This window comes from Nocardioides immobilis (assembly GCF_003515065.1).
Taxonomy (GTDB): domain Bacteria; phylum Actinomycetota; class Actinomycetes; order Propionibacteriales; family Nocardioidaceae; genus Nocardioides; species Nocardioides immobilis.
This window is the reverse complement of the sequence record NZ_QXGH01000013.1, coordinates 179,133-200,304: the sequence shown is the minus strand read 5'-3', so window position 1 is coordinate 200,304 and position 21,172 is coordinate 179,133. Positions and strand designations below refer to the sequence as shown.

Genomic DNA, 21,172 nt, shown 5'->3' with positions numbered 1-21,172 from the left:
CGACCTCTGGTACACCTCTGGCATGGGGATCCTGCGCGCGTCCGTGCTCGCCAGCCTCGCCGCAGCCGCTCTCGTGCTGACCGCGTGCAGCGATGACGACGGCCCTTCGGACACGTCCGACTCCGCCGGGTCGACCGAGCGCTCCGCCACCGTGGAGACCGCTCCGGTCGCACTCGCAGAGGGTGTCGTCACCGCCTTCTACGAGGAGTTCGCGGCCGGGGAGTACGACGCCGCCTGCGCGCGGTGGACGCGGGACTACGTCCGGAGCTCGGTCGAGACCTGGAACGACAACGACTTCGGCAAGCAGGTGTCCGACTGCCCGGGCCTGCTCGCCGAGATCGTCGAGGTGTTCACGATCGTCGGGAAGCCCGAGGAGCTGCTGGTCGTCACCGGGGTGGCCGGCGAGCTCACCGGCGACACCACCGCGACGGTCGACGTCACCCTCGCCTCCGACCCGGACGAGACGGAGACCTACGAGCTCACCCAGATCGATGGCGCGTGGCTGATCAGCGGCGACGAATCGGGCGAGCTGGCGTCGACCGACGAGCCCTCGCCGACGAGCTCGACGAGCTCGACCGAGGAGTAGGCACCCCCTCCGCAGGCGGTCATCCACAGCCGCAGACCGGCCGGGTTTCGCCGTACTCCCGGACAGCGCAGGCTGCCGGGCATGACGTTCAACCTCGACCCGGTCGCCCTCACCCGCGCCGGCCGCACCGCCGAGGACCGGGCGGCGGACCTGCGCGATGCGGGCGCTGTGACCACGTTCGGCCCGACCGAGGTCGACGACGCTGCGGCGCTCGAGCGGCTCCAGCGGCGGGTGCACCGACTCGCGTCGCGCATCGGCTCGAACGGCCGCAGCCTGCAGGCCTTCGCACGGGAGGCGGAGGCGATCGACGACCGGGTCAGCCTGACCTTCGTGATCCTGTCCGGAACCCAGTGGCGGTGACCGGTGGGCTGGTACTTCAGCGTCGCGCTGCCGGACGACCCTGCCCCGTGCCACGACGCCGCCGAGACGCTCCGGTCGGTCGCGCGCGCTGCCCGGCGGGCGGCCGACTTCCTCGACGGCCAGGGCGCCCTGCCTCGCGAGGACTTCGGCGGGCTGGCTGCGCGGAGCTATCGCGACGCGTCGGCCACGCTCGGAGCCGACAGCCGGGGCGTTGCCGACGACACGGGCGGCCTGGCCGTCGCCCTCGACGACTACGCCGCCCGGATCGCCGCCGTACGACGGACGCTGGCCGGCGTCCGGGACGACGCGATGGCGCAGGGCTTCACGATCACGCCGGAGGAGCGGGTCGAGTCGGTGCCGGTGGCGGGCACGACGGTCAACCTGCCGTTCCAGCGCCTGGAAGCCACAGCGACCCGGGCGCACGCCGAGGCGGAGGCGGCCAGGTCGGACTGGTGGCAGGCGGTGCAGGACCTCACCACCGGGCCGTTGGCGCCGACCTCCGACCCGTTTCCCTACCCGACTGCGGGCCCGGCGGAGATGCCGTCGGACACCGACACCCGGGACCGCGAGCCCGCCGATGCGCAGCGGGAACCCCATCCGCCGGTCACGGCCGCTCCGTTCGCACCCATCGAGCCCGCGTCGTCGCCGTACGGCCCGAAGCAAGAGCCGGTGCCGGAGCCGGAGCCGGTGGCACCGCTCGAGCCCGTCCACGCCGACGCCGGACCGGCAGGCCCGACCCTGCACTCGGCCACGTACGTGCCGTACGTGCTGCACTCCGCCGCGCTTCCGCTGCCCTGGGCGCACCTGCCCGAGCCGCCGCCCACGCCCAGCCCCACCGCCGTCGAGGGAGTACTCACATGATCACCGAGAACGACGTCACCCTGACCGTCCCGCGCACCTGGCACACCCGTCGCAACCCCGGGCACGGCATCGTCCTCGCTGCCCGACCACGCACGGTGCCAGCCAGCGGCGTCAGCCCCGAGATCGTGCTCCGGTGCTCGCCGGTCGACCTCGACCTGATGACCTGGCGAGGGCAGGCGCTCCTCGACCTGCGCGCCCAGCTGGTCGACTTCGCGCTCGAGGACGCCGACGAGTTCGACCTCGGTGACCAGCGCGTCGCCTACCACCGGTTCGCCCACCGGTTCGGCGCCGTCGACGTCCTGTGCGACCAGTGGGCGTGGCAGGTCGACGGCCTCGGCGTGACCCTCACCTGCACCGTCGCCCGCGAGGACTACCTCACCTATTGCGACCTGTTCGAGGACGTCGCGGGCACCGTCGACGTACTGCCGCGCCTGGCTTCCTAGGCCGGGCCGGTCCGGGTGTCGAGGCGCCCGCTGCCCGCCTTGCTTGTCGAGGCGTACGACGCCCGCTGGTTGAGGTGCGCCCGCTGGTTGAGGTGCGCCCTCTGGTTGAGGTGCGAGGTGCGCTAGCGCCGAGCCTCGAACCCAAGGGCGGAGCCCACCAATCGTCCACAGGCGTCCCATGGCGTTTCGCCCATCCACAGGCAGGTTCTGAGCGTTTCGATGCGTCGGTGGTCCCGTGTTGAATGTTCAGTATGGATCTCGGGACCGCGCCCCTCTTCGGCCTCTCCGCCCCGGTGGCGGACGAGGCCGTCGAGGGCGCGCCGGTGACGCGTTCGCAGGAGCTGTTGACGGCGATTCGCGGCCGCCGTGCGGCGATTGCCGACCACGAGATCGGCCTGCTTCGTGAAATCGCCGAGTGGGCCGGCGAGCACGTCGTGGCCGAGGGGGCGGAGGCTTCGACGATCACCGAGCGGGGTCTGGACACCGGGCTCCCGGTCGCCGGACCCGGTGCCCCGTTGATCTCGGACTTCGCGGTGATGGAGCTCTCCGCCCTGTTGGGCCGGTCCCTGGACTCCGGTCGTGCGTATGTGGGTCAGGTCGTCGAGCTGGCCTACCGGCTCCCCAAGACCTGGGACCGGGTCCTCGACGGCCGGGTGCCGGTGTGGAAGGCACTGCGGATCGCGGAGTCCACCCGCACCCTGCCCGCCGATGCCGCGGCGTTCGTGGACCGGCAGCTCGCACCCATCGCCCGCGGCGTCAGCTGGGCGCAGATCGACCGGCTGGTCGAGGAAGCCCTGGTCCGCTACGACCCGCAAGCGGCCGAGGAGAAGCGCACGGAGGCCCAAGAGACCCGGCACGTCGACATCGATCTCGACCGGGTCGGGTTCGACGGCACCGCGGAGGTCACCGCCACCCTCGACATCGCCGACGCCCTCGACCTCGAAGCCGCGGTCGCCCGCCGCGCCAATCTGCTCGGCCAGCTCGGCTGCGAGGACTCCCTCGACGTCCGCCGCGCGACCGCGCTCGGGGAGATCGCCCGCCACGACCTCGCCCTCGACCTCCAGATCGTCGACCCCGACACCGGGGAGATCACCCGCACCGTCCCCGGCCGCAGGGTCGAGCTGATCGTCCACCTCAACGACACCGGCGGCCACACGGCCGACGGCGCGGTCGGCCGGTTCGCCAACACCCGCACCCCGATCAGCCCGGAGCAGGTCAAGGAGTGGATGGGCACCCCGGGCACCAGCGTGCTGGTGCGGCCGGTGATCGACCTCAACGGCCACCAGCCGGTCGACTCCTACGAGATCCCCGACCGGATCCGCCGCCAAGTCACCCTGGCCGACCACCACTGCACCTACCCCTACTGCACCAGACCAGCCGAACGCTGCGACCTCGACCACAACGCCCCCCACGCCCAGGGCGGACCAACCTGTCGGTGCAACCTGAACCCGAAGTGCCGAGGCCACCACCGGTACAAGACCTCAGGACTCGCGACCTGCCGAGTTCTCTCACCCGGCACCTACCTGTGGACCCTGCCCAGCGGCCTGTACCTGGTCGACCCCACCGGCACCTACGACCTCACACCCCGACCCGGCACCACCCAGCCGTCTCAGCCGTCCGAGCCGGTCGACCCGGCCGACCCGCTCGACGAGTAGCCACCGAGCCCCGCCACCCCGCCACTGAGTTGCACCGGCGGGGATATCGGCATGCACCAGGAGTGGTTTCGAGAGCTCCTCGCTGCGCTCGTCGCACCTCAACCACCAGGAGCCGACGCCGACGGGACGCGCCGCAACCAACGACGGCGCGCCACCAGCAGGAAGGCCTGCGCCCGATCAACCCCGGCGCTTGACCCGGATCCGGGCACCCTTCCGCGGCACGCTGGTGATGTTGCGGACCCGCGGGACGTCGTCCTGGACCGAGGTGACGTCGTAGCGGCTGAGGACCTGGCGGAGAACCTCGGCGCCCTCCATCAGCGAGAAGCCGGCACCGATGCAGCGGCGGACCCCACCGCCGAACGGGATCCACACGTGCAGCGAGGGCGCCTCGGCGCCGGACAGCTTCGGGAGGAATCGCTCGGGGCGGAAGGCGTCGGGGTCGGGGAAGTTCCGCTCCTGCTGGTGGCTCATCACGATCGAGGGACCGACGGTGGTGCCGGCGGGCAGGTCGTGGCCGCCGACGCGGGCCGGCTTCTGGAGGGTGCGCACCACCATCGGGATGATCGGGTGCAGCCGCATCGACTCCTTGAGCACCGCCTCGAGCCACGCCTGGCCCTCCGGGTCATCGGCATCGGCGGCCCGCTGGGTCCGGGCCAGCAGCTCCGGGTCGCGGCCGAGCTCGTAGAGCGCCCACGAGAGCGCGCTGGCCGTCGTCTCGTGCCCGGCGAGCAGCAGCGTGACGAGCTGGTCGCGCAGCTCGGTGTCGTCGAGGCGGTCGGTGTCGTCGCCGGCGGCCATCAACCGGGAAAGCACGTCCTTGCGGTCCGTCACGTCCGTCGCGGCGCGGCGCTCGCCGATCTCGGCGTAGATCTGGCGGTCGAGCTCGATCTGGTTGTCGATCGTGCGCCGCCACGGTCCGAACCGCTGCAGCCGCGGGTACGCCCAGCCGAGCAGGATCGCCGGGTTGATGTCGACCGTCGCGGTCACCCGCGGACGGAGCTCGGTGAGCCTCCGCTCGTCGGTGACCCCGAAGACGACGCGCAGGATCACGTCGAGGGTCAGCGCGTTCATCCGGTCGAGGGACTCGAACTCCTCACCGTCGGACCAGGTGCCGACCGCCTCGGCGGCGACGTCCGCGACCATCGACTGGTAGCCGCGCAGCGCGTGCCCGAGGAACGCGGGCATCAGCAGCTTGCGGGCCCGGTGGTGCTCGGCGCCGTCCTGGAGCAGCAGCGAGTGCTCGCCCATGATCGGGCCGAGGACCGCATTGCCCTTGCCGGCATGGAAGACCGCGGGATCGCCCGCGAAGATCTCCTTGGTGACCTCAGGGTTCGTGAAGAGCACCAGCGGCCGCGAGCCCGGGATCAGCCGGACGGTGTAGGCCTCGCCGTACTTGCGGTGGAGGTAGGGGTGGAACTGGTGCCGGAACCTCATCAGCGCCACCGTCTGCACCAGCGCCGGCCAGCGCGGACCGGGAGGCAGGGCGCCCCGGGAGATCCGCGGCTGGTTCGGGCCCCCGATCAGGGTGCTGCCCTCGAAGCGCTTCATCGTCAACGGACGCGTGTCGATCCCGGCGTCGTCGGTCAGCTCTGCGGTCACGGGTCGACGGTACGCCGACGGCGGTCCTCGCGGTTCCTACCGTGGTCGGATCTTCCCGCCTCTGGACGCCAGGCCACCGCCACCCCTGGCCGCGTCGACCGCGACACGCTCGCGCAATTCAAGACAGCAGGCCGTCGCGGCGGGCGATGGCGGCGGCCTCGGTGCGGCCGGCAGCACCGAGCTTGCCGAGGATGTTGGACACGTGGACGCTCACGGTCTTGGTGCTGATGAAGAGCTGGCGGCCGATCTCGCCGTTGCTCCGACCATCGGCGACCAGCGCCAGGATCTCGCGCTCGCGCGCGGTGAGCCGCTGCTTGTCGGTCGAGGTGGCGCGCACCGGCGCGCTGCCGGAGGCCCGCAGCTCCTCGAGGAGTACGGCGGCTCCCAGCCGGTGGGCAGTCTCGCGCGCCAGGTCGCCCTGCTCGCGGGCGGCCGCGGTGTCGCCGAGCAGCCGCAGGATGCCGGCGTACGTCGTCCGGGCGCGCGCCAGCTCGGGGACGCTGCCGAGCTCCTCGAACGCCTCGACGGTGGCGGCCCACGCCGCCAGGAGCTCGTCACGCTCGGGCGCGTCGACGCCACTGAGCCACCGCACCCTGAGGTGCTCGGCGGCCAGCCGGAGCACCCAGGCGCGTCCCTCGGGGCCCCACGCAGCGTGACTCGCCGTGAACCGTTCGGCGACGAGGTCTCCGTCGGCCCGGAGGACGGCGGCCCGCTCGAGCAGGGACACCCGCTCCACCGAGCTCGCCGAGGGCAGCGCGCACGCAATGGCGCCGATGGTCTGCGCGGCCAGCCGCACCCGGGCGGCGAAGTGCTCGGTCCAGATCCGCGACAGCACCGCCACGACGTCGTCGTACGCACCGATGGCGGCGCCGGCATCACCCGCGTGGCCCGCCGCCTCGATCTCGATGCCGGCCGAGAACACGGCGACCCCGCCCTCGTCGGACCAGACCTTGCGCAGCCGGCGGAGGGCGGCGCTCACGTCGTTGCCGCGGGCGGAGAGGATCGCCTGGCGGGTCGCCTCGATGATCGCCCGCGGGATGATCGGGCCGCCCTCGTCGTCGGCGATCGACACGAGCTCGAGAGCGGCGTCCCACTCTCCCTGGGCGTAGCGGACCCAGCCGAGCTGCCACCGCGCCTCGATGGAGTACGGCGCCCAGGGCAGGCCGACCGCGACGCCGCGGTCGACGGCGGCCGCGAACCAGCGCGCCGCCTCGTCCCAGTCCGCCGCCTCCTGGTGTGAGCGACCGAGCAGGAAGAGGGCCCGCAGCTCGGCCGACGTCGCTCCGGCCTCGGCCGCCCGGGCGACGGCGTCCTGGAGGGCGGCCCGTACGGCGCCGCTGTCGCTGCCGTCACCGCGCTTGAACCGGAGGCTCCCCATGGTCGTGACGATCTCGGAGGCGAGGACCGGCATCCGAAGCCGCTCGGCGAGGGCGAGCGCCTCGGTGGCGGCGTTCTCGGCCTCCTCGAGCCGGTTCGTGCCGGCGAGCACCCGGGCGTGGGTCGCGAGCACCTTCGCCCGCAGGGGGCTCTCGCCGGCCGGGACGAGTGCGACGGCCTGGTTGGTGATGTCGATCGGGTCGAGCGTCGTCTCGATGATGCACAGGGAGAGCGCGTAGTTGCTGAGCAGCCGGGCCCGTGCGGTGTCGGGCGCGTCGGCGGGGAGTCGTTCGAGGTGCTCGGCGAGGAGGCTGGCGGCGCGCTGGCTGTCGCCGGCCGCGCTGTGGGCGTCGGCCGCCCACACGACGACCTTGGAGACGTCGATCCCGAGCCGCTCCGCGCGCTCTGCGTCCTCGAGCAGCTCGAGGGCGTGCTCGTAGTGGCGGGCCGCCTCGTCCGGGCCTCCGACGGACACCGCCTCGTCGCCCGCCTCGATGCCGGCGGTCACGGCCCGGTCGAAGTCCATCGCCCGGCGCGCGTGGCGCGCCATCTCGGCGGCGGTGCCGCGACCCGCGCCGGCCGCGAGCGCAGCGACGTACTGACCGTGCAACCGGACGCGCTCGCCCGGCAGCAGGTCGTCGTAGACGGCCTCCCCGAGGAGCGCGTGCCGGAACGAGTAGGTCTTGGTGCCGGCGACGAGGACGTTCATCTCGACGGCCTGCCGGATGCCGGCGTCGAGGTCGGCGGCGGGCAGGTCGGCGGCCGCCTCGAGCAGGCTGTGGGTGACCTTGCGGCCGGCGACGCTCGCGATCCGCACCACCTGGCGCGCCTCGTCGGAGAGCCGGTCCAGCCGCACCAGGAGCAGGTCGGCCAGGTCGTCGGGCACCCAGGCGCCGGCGCCCGACGCGACCAGCTCCTCGACGAAGAACGCGTTGCCCTCGGCGCGGCCGATGATCCCGGCGAGCTCGCGCTCCCCCAGCCGCTCGGGCGCCAGCTCGTCGATCAGCTCGCGCACCGCGTCGTCGGACAGGGGCGAGAGGGCGAGCCGGTCGACCGTCTGGAGGCGGGACCACTCCGCGACCTGGCGGCGGAGGGGGTGGCGGCGGTGCAGGTCGTCGGAGCGGTACGACGCCACCAGGGCAACCGGGTTCGTGAACGACCGGGTGAAGAGGAAGCCGAGCAGGTCGCGGGTCGACTGGTCGGCCCAGTGCGTGTCCTCGATGACGAGGAGGAGCGGCGCCTCTGTTGCCGCGGCGTCGATCAGCGCGTGCACGGCGTCGAACAGCTCGCCACGGTCGGCGCCGCGCTCGCCGTCGCCGGACCCCTCGGCAGCCGCCCGGACCCGGCGCCCGGGCTGCAGCCGGGCGATCGCAGGATGCAGCGTCGAGACCTGCTCGACGACGTCGGCCACCTCGGTGTCGAAGCGGCCGAGCAGCTCGCTGAACGGCAGGTAGGGCAGCGCACTCTCGCCGAAGTCGAGGCAGTGGCCGGCGACGACCCGCCAGCCCTCGGCCTGGGCCCGGTCGCGCAGCTCGATCAGCAGCCGGGTCTTGCCGACTCCGGCGTCGCCACTGAGCAGGACGACGCCGGGGCGGTCCCGCAGCTCCCGGATGCCCAGCAGGTCACACAGTTGCTCGAGCTCGGCGTCGCGCCCCACGAGGGTGCGACTGGTGTGCACTGCCACGGGCTCGATCATGGTGCCCAGCGCCGACATCGGCCCGCTGATTTCGGTGTGCGTCATCGGGGACGGCGGTTCCTCGGGGAAATGCGAGCGACCGCCGGGCGGCTGCCCGGCGGTCGACTCTGGTGGCGGTTGGACCCGGCCATCTCAGATGGACTTGTCCGCGGCGGCCATCCGGCGGAGCCAGGACGAGCGCGAGCGGCTGCCGCGCTGTGCGGCAATGCCCTTGCGGGTCCGCTCCTTGCGGTATTCCATCTCGGACTGGATGAGGTAGGGAATCATGGTGTGCTCCTGAGGTTCTCTCGACGACATGAGCAAGATTCGTCGCCTGAGGTAGGCACTCACATCGGGCAAGTGCCTTAGATCGGGGTCGGGCGGAACGCGCTGACCGGCGTGAGGTGGGATAGTCCCTGACGTTCCTGTCGTTGATCGGCCCAATTCACGACAGATTCGTCAGGGACTATGCGGAGGAGGCGACGTGGAGTTCTCCGAGGTCGTACGCCGCCGCCGGATGGTGCGCAGCTACACCGACGAGCCGGTAGACCCGGCGGTGGTGGAGCGGGCGCTCGAGCACGCGACCCGGGCGCCGAGCGCGGGGTTCTCGCAGGGGTGGGCGTTCGTCGTCCTCGATCGTCCGGAGGACGTACGGCGCTTCTGGACCGCGTCGACCGACAACGTCGACGACCCGGACCGCTGGCTGGCCGGGATGATGCGGGCGCCGGTCGTGGTGGTGCCGTGCAGCGTGAAGGGTGCCTACCTGGAGCGGTACGCCGAGCCGGACAAAGGCTGGACGGACTCCGTCACTGGAAGGCAGCTACGGCGCTGGTCGATGCCGTTCTGGGACCTCGACACCGCGATGGCGTCGCTGCTGATCCTGCAGACGGTCACCGACGCCGGGCTGGGGTCGTGCTTCTTCGGGATCGTGCCCGACCGGGAGGTGGAGGTACGACGCGCGCTCGGCCTGCCCGACGCCGGTGATCCCCACCCGATCGGGGCGATCACCATCGGCCACCCCGCCCCACGCGAGACCGGCGCTGCGGGGTCGGCCAGCCGGCGCCGCCGTACGCCGTGGAACGAGGTCGCGCACCGAGGGCGGTACGGCGCAGGCTGGGACTCCACAAGCTCGACCGACGAAGACCCCCGATGAGACCCAGCCCCGTCGTCAACCACCTGTCGCCGGACGACCTCCAGCGACGGGACCCGGTGATCCCGCGCGTCGCCGAGCTGCTCCGTCCCTACCGGCGCCAGATCGTGCTGGTCCTCGTCGCCGTGCTGGCCTCGGCGGCACTGACGTCGATCGTGCCGTTCCTGGTCCGGGCGGTCTTCGACAACGCCCTGTTCCCGCTCGACGGCAGCCCGCCCGACCTGGGGTTGCTGGGCTGGCTGGTGGCCGGCATGTGCGTCATCCCGATCGTCACCGCCTTCATCGGTATCGGGCAGAACTGGCTGACCTCCACGGTCGGCAACTCGGCGATGGCCGACCTGCGGGGCGACCTGTTCGAGCACCTGCAGAAGATGGAGCTGGCGTTCTTCACCGCCACCAAGACCGGGGCGATCCAGAGCCGGCTGGCCAACGACGTCGCCGGTGTCCGCACCGTGCTCACCGACACCGCGACGACGATCGTGCAGAACTCGGTGACGGTGACCGCCGCGCTGATCGCGATGATCCTGCTGTCGTGGCAGCTCACCATCCTCACGCTCATCCTGATGCCGCTGTTCGTGTGGCTGCAGCTGCGGGTCGGCCGGCGCCGACAGCGGCTCGCCCGCCACACCCAGGAGTCGCTGTCGGAGATGACGGCGATCACCGAGGAGGCCCTCAGCGTCTCCGGGATCCTGCTCGCCAAGGTCTTCAACCGGTCGCCGCAGGAGGTCGAGCGCTACCGCGAGGCAAACCGGCGGCAGACCCGCCTCCAGGTCGAGCAGGCGATGACGGGGCGCACCTTCTTCGCGGTGGTGCAGACGTTCTTCGCGATCACGCCCGCCCTGATCTACCTGGTCGCCGGCTGGATCATCACCGGGTCGTCGGTCATCAGCGCGGACACGCTCACGGCCGGCACCCTGGTCGCCTTCACGACGCTGCAGGGCCGGCTCCAGATGCCCCTGCTGCAGCTGATGCGGGTCAGTCTCGACGTCCAGACGTCCCTGGCGCTGTTCCGCCGGATCTTCGAGTACCTCGACCTCGAGCCTGCGATCACCGAGCGCCCCGGCGCCGTCGCGCTCGACCACGACTCCATGCGCGGCCAGGTCGAGATGCGCGGCGTGTGGTTCCGCTACCCCGAGCCGCGCGAGCTGTCCGGCACCGTCACCCGGGACCGGTTCGGCGACACCGGCGTCCGGATCGAGTCGGACGAGGAGAGGCCGGAGAGCAGCGGATGGGCACTGGAGGACGTCTCGATCGTCGTCGAACCGGGCCAGCTGGCGGCGATCGTCGGCCCGTCCGGGTCGGGCAAGACCACCTGCACCTACCTGGTCCCCCGGTTCTACGACGTCACCGAGGGCGCCGTCCTGATCGACGGCCACGACGTCCGTGACCTGACCCTCTCCTCGCTCGCCGACGCGGTCGGGATGGTCACCCAGGAGCCGTACCTCTTCCACGGCACGATCCGCGACAACATCGCCTACGCGTGCCCGGGCGCGTCTGCCGAGGCCATCGAGCAGGCAGCGCGCGACGCCAACATCCACGACCGGATCATGAGCTTCCCCGAGGGCTACGAGACGATCACCGGCGAGCGGGGCTACCGGCTCTCCGGCGGCGAGAAGCAGCGGCTGGCGATCGCGCGGGTGCTGCTCAAGGACCCGCCGATCCTGATCCTCGACGAGGCGACGTCGGCCCTCGACACGGAGACGGAGCGGCTGGTCCAGGAGGCGCTGGAGCGGGCCACCCGGTCGCGCACCACGATCGCGATCGCGCACCGGCTCTCCACGATCCAGTCCGCCGACGTCATCTTCGGGCTCGCCGACGGCCGGGTCGTCCAGCAGGGCACCCACGACCAGCTGCTGGCCGACCCCGAGGGCCTCTACGCCCGGTTGTACGTCGAGCAGTTCTCGCGCTCGAGCGGCCGGCGGTCGCCGTACGACGATCGCCGCGCGGACGTCTCCCTGTAACGCCGCTCAGCCGAGCCCGAGGATCCGGACACACTCGAGCGCGACGTGCAGCTCGGCGGCGTCGACCGGCGTGGCGAGGTCGCGGCCGGTCAGCTCCTCCAGCCGGCGCAGCCGGTAGCGGACCGTGTTGCGGTGCACGTGGAGGTGGCGGGCGGCGGTCGACGTCGACCCGCCGGCCGCGAGCCAGGCGCGCGCGGTCGCGAGCACCACCTCCCGGTCGTCCTCGGGCAGCTCCAGCACGGGCGCCAGCACGCCGTCCACCAGCGACCGGGCCGACTCGGAGCTGCTGGCGAGCAGCACCGACAGCGGGTTCGCGTCGTACCGGAGGATCCCGGTGCTCCCCGGGGTGACCGCCGTGCAGGCGACCCGGGCCTGCCGGCGACCCTCGCTGGCCCGTTCGAGCCGGCCGAGCAGGGCGCTGACACCCACCCGACCCGTCGCGAGCTCGGTGAGCGCCTCGACGAGGTGCTCCACGCCGAACCCGAAGTGCAGCGCGACCACGCCGTCGTGGTGATGGTGGTCGAGACGCCAGGCCGACGCGACGTTCGACCGTCTCAGCTTCCGCTCGACGTCGACCAGGCCCTCGGCGCCCGACTCCGGGGACTCGGCCGACACCACGACGAAGTCCCGCGCGCCGTCGAGGTTGAGCACACGCGCCGCCTCGAACACGTACTCCGGCGCCTCGTCCCCGTCGAGCAGGGCGCCCACCAGGACCGCCCGCATCTGACCATCCCGTCGGGCCCGGTCCGCGAGGGCCCGGCGGTAGGCATCGGTGACGTGGTCCGACAGGTCGTCACTGACGGACCAGACGTCCGCGGCGGCCAGCAGGAGCACGTCGTGCTCGTCGGGCGGCGCGTGCTCGACGAGCAGCTCCCAGATGTAGCGGCCGCCGATCCGGAACGCCTGGAGCACGGCGTCGTACGGCACGCCCTGACCCGCCCGCGCCGCGCCGGTCGCGCGGGGGGTGTCGAGGCTCGTCGACGGGTCTCCGGCGAGGATGCCGAGGATGTAGCGGATGTTGTGCGCGCACGAGTCGGCGAGCTGGTCGAAGGTCAGCAGCTCGCCCTCGGCGTAGACCGGGATCTCCGCGCAGATCCGCTCCGCCATCCGGGTGCCGAGGCCCTCGGCGTCCGGCAGCAGCCGCCGACTCAGGGACCGCACCTCGGGGGCGACCTCACGTTCCCGCACGCCGGTCACCGTAGCGCCGATTGTGCGTGTGCACAGCGGGGCGGGCAGAAGTCGGTGCGTCCGGCCGAAGCGCCCGGGGCCGGTGAGCCCCGAGAGTGGAGCTGTCCCCGCCACCCCAGCAAGGAACACGATGAATCTCTCCCAGCTCTTCCTCGACACCGCCCAGCGCCAGCCCGACGCCGTGGCCCTGCGGTTCGGCGAGCTCACCGTGAGCTACGGCGACGTCGCCGACGCCAGCGCGCGCGTCGCCGGCCTGCTGGCCGCCCACGGCTTCGAGCCCGGCGACCGGGTCGCCGTGATGATGCCCAACCTCCCCCAGTTCGCTGCGGTCTACTACGGCATCCTGCGCGCGGGCGGCGTCGTCGTACCGATGAACCCGCTGCTCAAGGCGCGCGAGGTCTCCTACTACCTCGCCGACTCCGGCGCCCGTCTGATCTTCGCGTGGGAGGGAGCCGCCGCCGAGGCGCAGGAAGGCGCCGAGCGCACCTCCGGCGTCACGGTCGTCACCGTCGCCCCGGCGACCTTCGGTGAGCTCGTCGCCCAGCACGAACCGGTCGACGGCATCGTCGACCGCGACGCGGACGACACCGCTGTCCTCCTCTACACGTCGGGCACCACGGGCCAGCCGAAGGGCGCCGAGCTCACCCACGTCAACCTGGCCCGCAACGTCGAGGTCACCCAGTCCGACCTGCTGCAGCTGACCGCGGACGACGTCGTCTTCGGCGGGCTCCCCCTCTTCCACTCCTTCGGCCAGACCTGCACCCTCAACACCGCGCTGTCGACGGGCGCGACGCTGCTCCTGCTGCCGCGGTTCGACGCGGCGGCGGCCGCCGAGCAGCTCGCGACGTACGGCGCCACGGTCTTCGCCGGCGTCCCGACGATGTACGCCGCGCTGCTCGGCCTCACCGACGCCCCGGACCTGCCGAACCTCCGGGTCTGCGTGTCGGGCGGCGCCGCGCTCCCGGTCGAGGTGCTGCACCGGTTCGAGGAGCGGTTCGGCTGCCCGATCCTCGAGGGCTACGGCCTGTCGGAGACCTCCCCCGTCGCGTCCTTCAACAAGCCCGACCGCGAGCGCAAGCCCGGCTCGATCGGCACGCCGGTGACGGGGGTCGAGATGCAGGTCATCAACCCCGACGGCACCGCGCTGCCGGTCGGCGAGGTGGGCGAGATCGCGATCCGGGGCCACAACGTGATGAGGGGCTACTGGCGCAAGCCGGAGGCCACCGCCGACGTGCTCTCGGCCGACGGCTGGTTCCGCACCGGTGACATGGGACGCACCGACGAGGACGGCTTCTTCTACGTCGTCGACCGGGTGAAGGACCTGGTGATCCGCGGCGGCTTCAACATCTACCCCCGCGAGGTCGAGGAGGTCCTCTACGAGCACCCCGCGGTCGCCGAGGCGGCCGTCATCGGCATCCCGCACCCGGAGCTCGGCGAGGAGGTCGCGGCCGCGGTCGCCCTCCGCGACGGAGCGACGGCGACCGAGGAGGAGATCCGCGCGTTCGTGAAGGACCAGGTGGCGCCGTACAAGTATCCGCGCGTCGTCTGGTTCGTCGACGCGCTGCCGAAGGGCCCCACCGGCAAGATCCTCAAGCGCGAGATCTCCGCTCCCGCCACCGAGGCGAGCCGGGCATGAGCGACCAGGACCAGAGCCTCGCCGACTCCGCCGCCCCGCTGGACGTGCTCCTCGTCGACGCGGCGCTCGGGCCGCTGCGCCGGTTCGCCCCCGACATGTCCACGGCCCGGTGGGCGCTGTCGCTTGCCCGGCAGCCGCGCGGCACCGCCCGGCGGCTGGTGGCGCTGGGCGCCGAGGCCGGCCGGATCGTCGCCGGTACGTCGGAGGTCTCGCCGCGCCGCGGCGACCGGCGCTTCGGCGACGTCGCCTGGAACGACAACCCGTTGCTCAAGCGGCTGGTCCAGCTCTACCTCGCCGGCGGGCAGACGGCGGAGGAGCTGATCGCGGACGCCGACCTCGACCCCCGGGACCGCAAGCGGGTCCGGTTCCTCGTGGAGAACATCGTCGAGGCCGTCTCGCCCAGCAACGTCCCCCTCGTCAACCCCGCGTCGGCGAAGGCCGTCATCGACACCGCCGGCCTCAGCCTGGTCCGCGGCGGCAGGCAGCTGGTCAAGGACCTCGCATCCTCGCCGCGGGTGCCCGAGATGGTCGACACCTCCGGCTTCACGCTGGGCGAGAACATCGCGGCGACGCCGGGGTCGGTGGTGTTCCGCAACGACGTGCTGGAGCTGATCCAGTACGCACCGCAGGCCGACGAGGTCTACGAGGTGCCGGTCCTCCTGGTGCCGCCGACCATCAACAAGTTCTACGCCGTCGACCTGGCACCAGAGCGGAGCCTGATCGAGTTCAGCGTCCGGAACGGCAGGCAGATGTTCTGCATCTCCTGGCGCAACCCGGACGCCCGGCACGCGGAGTGGAACTTCGACACCTACGTCCGAGCGATCCTGGATGCGCTCGACGCGGTCGAGGAGATCACCGGCAGCGACCGCACCGCGCTCGGCGGGATCTGCTCCGGCGGCATCCTCGCGAGCATCACCGCGGCGTACCTCGCCGGGATCGGCCGCCAGGACCGGCTGGCGGCGCTCTGCCTCGCCGTCACGGTCATCGACAACCACGACGCCGGCACCGTCTCGGCGCTGTCCGACCCGCGCCTGGCCGCGCTGGCCAAGGCGCAGTCGGCACGGAAGGGGTTCCTCGACGGACGCGCGCTCGCCGAGGTGTTCGCCTGGCTCCGCCCGAGCGACCTGATCTGGAACTACTGGGTCAACAACTACCTGCTCGGCAAGCGGCCGCCGGCGTTCGACATCCTCTTCTGGAACGCGGACACCACCCGGATGACGGCCGGCCTGCACGCCGACTTCGTCGACATGGCGGTCGCGAACTCGCTGGTCCGGCCGGACGAGGTCTCCGTGATGGGGGTGCCGATCGACCTCGGCAAGGTCACCGTGGACTCCTACATCGCGGCCGGCATCGCCGACCACATCACGCCGTGGGAGAACTGCTACCGGACGACCCAGCTGCTCGGCGGGACGTCGCGGTTCGTGCTGTCGACCAGTGGCCACATCGCCGCTCTGGTGAACCCGCCGGGCAACCCGAAGGCGACCTTCCACACCAACGACGACACCACTCTCGACCCGAAGACCTGGCTCAAGGGTGCCGAGACCCACCAGGGCACCTGGTGGGCGGACGTCGTCCCGTGGCTGAACGAGCGCTGCGGTGACCTGGTGCCGGCGCCGAAGGAGCTCGGGTCGGTGCGGCTCCAACCGCTCGCTGACGCCCCCGGCACCTACGTGTTCGACAAGTGACGACCGAGCTGCGGCAGGTCACCGTCCTCGGTCATGACGTCCGGGTGTCGGTGCGTCCGGGCACGGAGCCGGGGCCGCCGCTGCTGCTGTGCAACGGCATCGGCGCGAGCCTCGACCTGCTCCAGCCGTTCGTCGACGAGCTCGACGAGCGGATCACCGTGGTTCGCTTCGACGTGCCGGGCGTGGGTGGCTCGCCGGACCCGAAGACGCCGTACAGCTTCGCGCTGCTCGCGATGTTCGTCGGGCGGATGATGACGGCGCTCGGCTTCGCGACGTACGACGTCCTCGGCATCTCGTGGGGCGGCGGCCTCGCGCAGCAGCTCGCCTTCCAGCACCCGCGGCGCTGTCGTCGGGTGGTGCTGGTGAGCACGGGCACCGGGTCGCTCATGGTGCCGGCGTCGCCGCGGGTCCTGAGCAAGATGGTGACGCCGCGGCGCTACCGCGATGCCGGTTACGCCGTCACGGTCGCCGCCGAGCTCTACGGCGGTCAGGTGCGGGAGCGTCCCGACCTGGTGAAGCGGCTGATGCACGACCACTCCCGGGTCGGCTCCCGCCGTGGCTACCTGTTCCAGCTGCTCGCCGGGGTCGGCTGGTCCAGCCTGCCGGCGCTGCCGTTCGTCCGGCAGCCGACGCTGATCCTGGCCGGCGACGACGACCCGCTCATCCCGCTGGCCAACGCGCGGATCATGCAGCGGCTGCTGCCGAACGCGACCCTGCACGTCTTCTCCGACGGCCACCTCGGGCTGGTCACCAGCGCCGCTGAGCTGGCGCCCAGGGTCGCGGCGTTCCTGCGCTCCTGACCGCCGGATATCTTGGAGGGCGTCATGAGCGCCTCCGAGGAGCTGCCGCCGCCCGTCGACCGTGACGCCGAACGGGCGGCCGCCCGTGCCCGGATCGAGCAGCAGCAGACCTGGGTCGACATCCAGATCCGACGGGCCATGGAGCGCGGCGACTTCGACAACCTGCCCGGCGCGGGCAAGCCCATCGAGGGTCTCGGCGCCGAGCACGACCCGGACTGGTGGGTGAAGAAGCTCATCGAGCGGGAGCAGGTCGTCGTACTGCCGCCGGCGCTGCAGCTGCGCAAGGACGACGCCGAGCTCGACGGGCTGATCGACCGGCTGGCCACCGAGGACGAGGTCCGCACGGCCGTCGAGGAGTTCAACGCCCGCGTGATCCGGGCGCGCTACACCCCGGTCGACGGGCCGCCGCTGATCACGATGCCGCGCGACGTCGACCAGACGGTCGCGGCGTGGCGGGCACGCCGCGCAGCGCGTCGTACGGCGAGGCCGGCGGCCGTGGCTCCGCAGCCGCGGCGCCGTCGGTGGCGCGTCCGCAGGCGATCCCGCTAGACCGAGCGGCCGAGGGACGCTGCTAGCCGGTCGGCGGCCGTCGCGCCGTCAGGTGCTGGCTGCTCCGGCCGGAACGGCGCCGGATCGTCGCCGCGCCACGCGTCCGGGACGAGGTCCCGCGCTGAGGCCAGCACGCGGGTGGCGAGGTCCGGGTCGAGGTCGGTCGACTGCCCGGTGGCCCTGGCGAGGTCCCACGCGTGGGTGAGAGTGTCGATCGTCGCGATCCCGAGGAAGTCGGTGCCCGAGAACTCCCCGAACGGGACGCTGACGTGCTGCGGCGGCGCATCCGGCGCCCGCAGTGCGGCGGACAGCTTCGCGGCGCCGTCGGCGTAGGCACCCACGAAGTCGCCCGACGCGAAGTCCGGCGGGGGTGGGCCGTCGCCGGCGAACGTCCCGGTCTCGATGGCGGCGGCGAAGAAGAAGCTGCCGCCCACGAGATGGTTGATCAGCTCGCGGACCGGCCAAGCCGTGCACGGCGTCGGGTCGTCGAGCTGTCCTGGCTCGACGCGGGCGAGCACGGCCGCCGCAGCACGTACGGCGCGCTCAAGGTCGTCGGAGGTCGTCACGGTGCCCCTTTCTGGCGGTTCCCCGTGCACGCTACTCACGACTCGGACGTGGTCAACCGGGCCAGGTCGGCGCGGCTCTCCACGCCGGTCCGGCCCAGCAGTCGGCTGATGTGGTGCTCGACGGTCCGGGGCGACAGGAACAAGCGATCGGCGACCTCACGGTTGCTCAGGCCCTCCGCGACGAGAGCCAGGACCTCGGCTTCGCGGCTCGTCACGCCGAGCGCCCGCAGTCGCTCCGGGACGGGCGTGGCGCCACGTCCAGGACGCGGAGCCGGTGCGCCTGCCTGCCCGAGCAGCACGCGGCAGCGGCGGGCGACGCGGTCGTAGCCGCGGGTGGCGAAGTACGCCTCCGCCGCCCGCAACCACGGGACCGCGTCGCCCCACCCGTCGCGGACCGCTGCCTCGGCGAGGATGATCCGCGCGTAGTAGCCGCTCGCGATGTCCGGCCGTGCCACGCTCATGGCCAGGCTGCGCTCCGCGAGCTCCGCGGCACGGTCGCGGTCGCCGCGGCGGCCGGCCACGATCGCATCGACGTCCAGCACGGCGCGGACGTAGACCGACCACCCGGCCAGGTGGGTGGCCTCGAGCAGCTCGGCACGTGCTGCCTGTCCGCCGTCGTCGTCCTCCGCGGCGTGGATCGCCGCCCACAGGAAGCGGCTCTCGAACACCGAGGTCGTGATCGGGGCGATCCGCACCCACGTCATCATCTCGTCGAGGTCGCGGCGAAGCTGTGCCCCGTCATCGAGCACCATCGAGCGGACGGCGCGCACCTTCCCCCACACGTCTCCGAGGATCCGAGGGTCCGCCGGGTCGGGCGCCAGAGCCCGCGCCAACGCCGCCTCCATGGCATCCAGGTCCTCCGCGAGTGCGTGCCCCCCGGCCTCCCACAGCGCTGCGACCGGTCCGGTGGCCAGGCCGAAGCGCTCGCTGGCGGCGACGCAACGACGGCCGTGGTCGACGGCCCGGCCGGCGTCCCAGGACGCCAGGGCGATCTCGCTGAGGGCGAGGTCCATGACGGCCACCGTCACCAGGGCACCGGACTGGACGGCGAGCTCGCGCGTCTCGAGCAGGCCGGTCTGGTCGCCGAACCCGTACGCCTGCAACAGCGCACGCTCCTGGCGCGCCCGCAGCTCCCAGGCCATGAGCCCGGCCGCGGCGGCCACCCGGGCCGCGTGGTCGAACTCCTCGAGTGCGGCCTCGTCGTCTGCATTGCGGAGTGCTCGCCCTCGCACCAGCCGCGCCTCGCACTCGACTGCCGGCTGCTGCGCGGCTGCCGCGGCGTCGGCTGCGGCACTGGCCCGCGAGACCGCGTCCTGTCGGTGACCCAGCTCGAGCGCTACCAAGGCGCCGACGGCCTCGACCGGGGCGCCCGCCGCGGGCCCGAGGCCGGCCTCATCGACGGTCTGCGCGGCGGTGCGGACGAACCCGGCGGCCCTGGCATGGTCGCCGGCGGTGACCAGGGCGCGGGCGAGGACGGTGCGTACCGCCACCCGCTGTGCCGCCTGCTCGTCGCCGCCGGATGCCAGGCGGTCGACAAGCGGTTCACCGATCGCCAGCGCGGCGTCGACCTTCCCTGACAACGCCAGGACCTCGAGGAGCGTCCGGTCGATCGCGTCGACGAGCTCAGCGTCCGCGTCGCCCTGCGTGACCAGCGTGTGCGCTCTGCGGGCGATTCCTTCTGCGCCGGCCAACGCTCCGCGCGCCAGGGCCTCGCGCGCCGAACGGAGGAGCCGCTCGGCCGCAACGGTCGGAGCCCCGGCGGCCTCAGCCAGGTCGGCGGCGAGCTGGCACCACCTGCCCGGAAGACCCGGGTGCGCACGCTCCACGGCCGGCCACGCGCGCTCGGCGAGCCGCCTGCGCTCCGGCGGGAGCAGGTCCTCCACGACCGCCTCGCGGGTGAGCGCGTGGCGGAACTGGAAGCCGTCGCCGTCGGCGTCGACCACCTGTTCGCGCATCGCCTTCCGCATGGTGGTGAACACCGTGTCCTCGTCCACCTCCGCGACAGCCGCGAGCAGCTCCCACTCGAACCGCCGGCCGAGCAGCGCAGCCGCACCCAGCACCGTGCGCGCCGTCGGGTCCAGCGCGTCGAGACGCGGCTGCAGCGATGCGGCGAAGTCGAAGGGCACGGACGGCCGCAGGTCCCCCGTGACCGCCCAGGTCCCCTCGTCGAGCGCCAACCGACGAGAGGTGATGAGGCCCGCGAGCAGCTCCTCGACCAGGAACGGGTTGCCATCGCTGTTGACCGCGACACATGCGACGACATCCGGCGGCGGCGCATCGGTGTCGAGGCACGCGGCAACCGCGCGTCGTACCCCGTCCTCACTCAGTGGCTCGAGCGCGAGCACGGTGCTGTCCGGGTCACGCCTCCATCGCGCCAGGCGATCCCGCACGCGCTGCTCGGGCCGCAGGGTGACGATCAGCAGCACCGGCAGGTCGACCACGGCGTCGGCGAGGTAGTCGACGATGTCGAGCGTCTCGACATCGGCCCAGTGGAGGTCCTCGAGCAGCAGCAGGCAGCCGTCCTCGCGGCCCAGCCAGCGCAGGAGCCGGGCAACCGCCTCGGCCAGCACGAGGGGCGACTCGCTCGCATCCAACCCCGGCGCTGTCTCCGGCGTGCCGGCCCAGTCCGGAAGCAGACGTCCGAGACGCGCGCGCACGGCCGCCAGGTCTCGGTCGACGAGCAGGGTGCCATCGCGGAAGGGAGCCGCGAAGGCCTCGATGAGCGGCCGGTACGGCGACGGTGTCGGACCAGGCAGGCCGCGACCGGCCACCACCGTCATCCCGCTGCCGGTCGCGCTCGCGGCGGCGTCGCGGGCGAGCCGGCTCTTTCCCGCTCCGGCCTCGCCCACCAGGAACGCCACACCGCCGCGTCCGCTGCGGGCGCGGGCGAGCAGGCGGTCCAGCTCGGCGGTCTCCCGCTCGCGCTCAACGAGCACCGGGCACAGCACCGTGCGCTCGATCGGCTGGGCGTTCACCGGCTCATGGTAGGAGCCTCGCACCGGCTGTGTCGTCGTCCCTAATGGGGTACCTCGTGGCGCTAACTAGGGGCCCGGCTCCGATGATCCGAGCGGGCTGCGGTCG

17 protein-coding genes are annotated in these 21,172 nt (G+C 72.6%); 11 read left to right on the top strand and 6 right to left on the bottom strand.

The window, feature by feature from the left end; translation table 11 throughout:
- The first annotated feature begins 22 nt into the window (after positions 1-22).
- From D0Z08_RS09720 to D0Z08_RS09700, 5 genes are all read left to right on the top strand, one after another.
- Positions 23-586, top strand: coding sequence for a hypothetical protein (locus tag D0Z08_RS09720; protein ID WP_118925038.1), 564 nt, complete (start codon positions 23-25; stop codon positions 584-586).
- A gap of 81 nt (positions 587-667) precedes the next feature.
- A complete protein-coding gene (locus D0Z08_RS09715; protein ID WP_118925037.1) occupies positions 668-946 on the top strand; it encodes a hypothetical protein in 279 nt (92 codons plus the stop codon).
- A 3-nt stretch (positions 947-949) separates the two neighbouring features.
- Positions 950-1,807 carry a hypothetical protein gene (locus D0Z08_RS09710; RefSeq protein WP_118925036.1) on the top strand — a complete coding sequence of 286 codons (858 nt, stop codon included), beginning with the start codon at positions 950-952 and terminating at the stop codon, positions 1,805-1,807.
- The gene (locus D0Z08_RS09705) at positions 1,804-2,250 is read left to right on the top strand and encodes a hypothetical protein (RefSeq protein WP_118925035.1); all 447 of its coding nucleotides are present in this window, start codon (positions 1,804-1,806) and stop codon (positions 2,248-2,250) included. Before D0Z08_RS09710 ends, D0Z08_RS09705 begins: the two co-directional genes overlap by 4 nt.
- A gap of 251 nt (positions 2,251-2,501) precedes the next feature.
- On the top strand, positions 2,502-3,905 hold the full coding sequence (locus D0Z08_RS09700; RefSeq protein WP_118925034.1) for an HNH endonuclease signature motif containing protein: 1,404 nt from the start codon (positions 2,502-2,504) through the stop codon (positions 3,903-3,905).
- Positions 3,906-4,082: 177 nt separating this feature from the next.
- On the opposite strand, the gene D0Z08_RS09695 is transcribed toward D0Z08_RS09700, so the two are convergent.
- The 3 genes from D0Z08_RS09695 to D0Z08_RS33385 form a co-directional block, all read right to left on the bottom strand.
- A complete protein-coding gene (locus D0Z08_RS09695) occupies positions 4,083-5,504 on the bottom strand; it encodes a cytochrome P450 (protein ID WP_245993828.1) in 1,422 nt (473 codons plus the stop codon).
- A 118-nt stretch (positions 5,505-5,622) separates the two neighbouring features.
- Positions 5,623-8,622, bottom strand: coding sequence for a helix-turn-helix transcriptional regulator (locus D0Z08_RS09690; protein ID WP_118925033.1), 3,000 nt, complete (start codon positions 8,620-8,622; stop codon positions 5,623-5,625).
- 87 nt (positions 8,623-8,709) lie between these two features.
- On the bottom strand, positions 8,710-8,844 hold the full coding sequence (locus D0Z08_RS33385; RefSeq protein ID WP_281271717.1) for a hypothetical protein: 135 nt from the start codon (positions 8,842-8,844) through the stop codon (positions 8,710-8,712).
- Between the two features lie 196 nt (positions 8,845-9,040).
- On the opposite strand from D0Z08_RS33385, the gene D0Z08_RS09685 reads away from it, so the two are divergent.
- Positions 9,041-9,709, top strand: a complete 669-nt coding sequence (locus tag D0Z08_RS09685; RefSeq protein ID WP_118925032.1) for a nitroreductase family protein — start codon at positions 9,041-9,043, stop codon at positions 9,707-9,709.
- A complete protein-coding gene (locus tag D0Z08_RS09680; RefSeq protein WP_118925031.1) occupies positions 9,706-11,667 on the top strand; it encodes an ABC transporter ATP-binding protein in 1,962 nt (653 codons plus the stop codon). Before D0Z08_RS09685 ends, D0Z08_RS09680 begins: the two co-directional genes overlap by 4 nt.
- A 6-nt stretch (positions 11,668-11,673) precedes the next feature.
- Here D0Z08_RS09680 and D0Z08_RS09675 read toward each other — a convergent pair whose 3' ends face one another.
- Entirely contained in the window at positions 11,674-12,855 is a 1,182-nt protein-coding gene (locus tag D0Z08_RS09675; RefSeq protein WP_118925030.1) for a PucR family transcriptional regulator, read from the bottom strand.
- Positions 12,856-12,985: 130 nt separating this feature from the next.
- Between D0Z08_RS09675 and D0Z08_RS09670 the strand changes: the two genes are divergently transcribed.
- From D0Z08_RS09670 to D0Z08_RS09655, 4 genes are read left to right on the top strand one after another with little or no spacing between them, the layout of a single operon-like run.
- On the top strand, positions 12,986-14,491 hold the full coding sequence (locus tag D0Z08_RS09670; protein WP_118925029.1) for a long-chain-fatty-acid--CoA ligase: 1,506 nt from the start codon (positions 12,986-12,988) through the stop codon (positions 14,489-14,491).
- Positions 14,488-16,176, top strand: a complete 1,689-nt coding sequence (locus D0Z08_RS09665) for a PHA/PHB synthase family protein (RefSeq protein WP_118925028.1) — start codon at positions 14,488-14,490, stop codon at positions 16,174-16,176. The genes D0Z08_RS09670 and D0Z08_RS09665 overlap by 4 nt, the downstream gene beginning before the upstream one ends.
- Positions 16,173-16,976, top strand: coding sequence for a poly(3-hydroxyalkanoate) depolymerase (gene phaZ / locus D0Z08_RS09660; protein ID WP_118925027.1), 804 nt, complete (start codon positions 16,173-16,175; stop codon positions 16,974-16,976). The genes D0Z08_RS09665 and phaZ overlap by 4 nt, the downstream gene beginning before the upstream one ends.
- A gap of 24 nt (positions 16,977-17,000) precedes the next feature.
- Entirely contained in the window at positions 17,001-17,525 is a 525-nt protein-coding gene (locus D0Z08_RS09655; RefSeq protein ID WP_118925026.1) for a DnaJ family domain-containing protein, read from the top strand.
- On the opposite strand, the gene D0Z08_RS09650 is transcribed toward D0Z08_RS09655, so the two are convergent.
- Together D0Z08_RS09650 and D0Z08_RS09645 are read right to left on the bottom strand one after the other, a co-directional pair.
- A complete protein-coding gene (locus D0Z08_RS09650; RefSeq protein WP_182481252.1) occupies positions 17,522-18,091 on the bottom strand; it encodes a TIGR03086 family metal-binding protein in 570 nt (189 codons plus the stop codon). The two genes, D0Z08_RS09655 and D0Z08_RS09650, sit on opposite strands and share 4 nt — an antisense overlap.
- 35 nt (positions 18,092-18,126) lie before the next feature.
- Positions 18,127-21,066 carry a helix-turn-helix transcriptional regulator gene (locus D0Z08_RS09645; RefSeq protein WP_182481251.1) on the bottom strand — a complete coding sequence of 980 codons (2,940 nt, stop codon included), beginning with the start codon at positions 21,064-21,066 and terminating at the stop codon, positions 18,127-18,129.
- Positions 21,067-21,172: the final 106 nt, after the last annotated feature.

Coding starts and splice junctions, on each gene's coding strand:
- D0Z08_RS09720 (WP_118925038.1), top strand. CDS start 23: ATGGGGATCCTGCGCGCGTCCGTGCTCGCCAGCCTCGCCGCAGCCGCT.
- D0Z08_RS09715 (WP_118925037.1), top strand. CDS start 668: ATGACGTTCAACCTCGACCCGGTCGCCCTCACCCGCGCCGGCCGCACC.
- D0Z08_RS09705 (WP_118925035.1), top strand. CDS start 1,804: ATGATCACCGAGAACGACGTCACCCTGACCGTCCCGCGCACCTGGCAC.
- D0Z08_RS09700 (WP_118925034.1), top strand. CDS start 2,502: ATGGATCTCGGGACCGCGCCCCTCTTCGGCCTCTCCGCCCCGGTGGCG.
- D0Z08_RS09690 (WP_118925033.1), bottom strand. CDS start 8,622: ATGACGCACACCGAAATCAGCGGGCCGATGTCGGCGCTGGGCACCATG.
- D0Z08_RS33385 (WP_281271717.1), bottom strand. CDS start 8,844: ATGATTCCCTACCTCATCCAGTCCGAGATGGAATACCGCAAGGAGCGG.
- D0Z08_RS09680 (WP_118925031.1), top strand. CDS start 9,706: ATGAGACCCAGCCCCGTCGTCAACCACCTGTCGCCGGACGACCTCCAG.
- D0Z08_RS09670 (WP_118925029.1), top strand. CDS start 12,986: ATGAATCTCTCCCAGCTCTTCCTCGACACCGCCCAGCGCCAGCCCGAC.
- D0Z08_RS09665 (WP_118925028.1), top strand. CDS start 14,488: ATGAGCGACCAGGACCAGAGCCTCGCCGACTCCGCCGCCCCGCTGGAC.
- D0Z08_RS09655 (WP_118925026.1), top strand. CDS start 17,001: ATGAGCGCCTCCGAGGAGCTGCCGCCGCCCGTCGACCGTGACGCCGAA.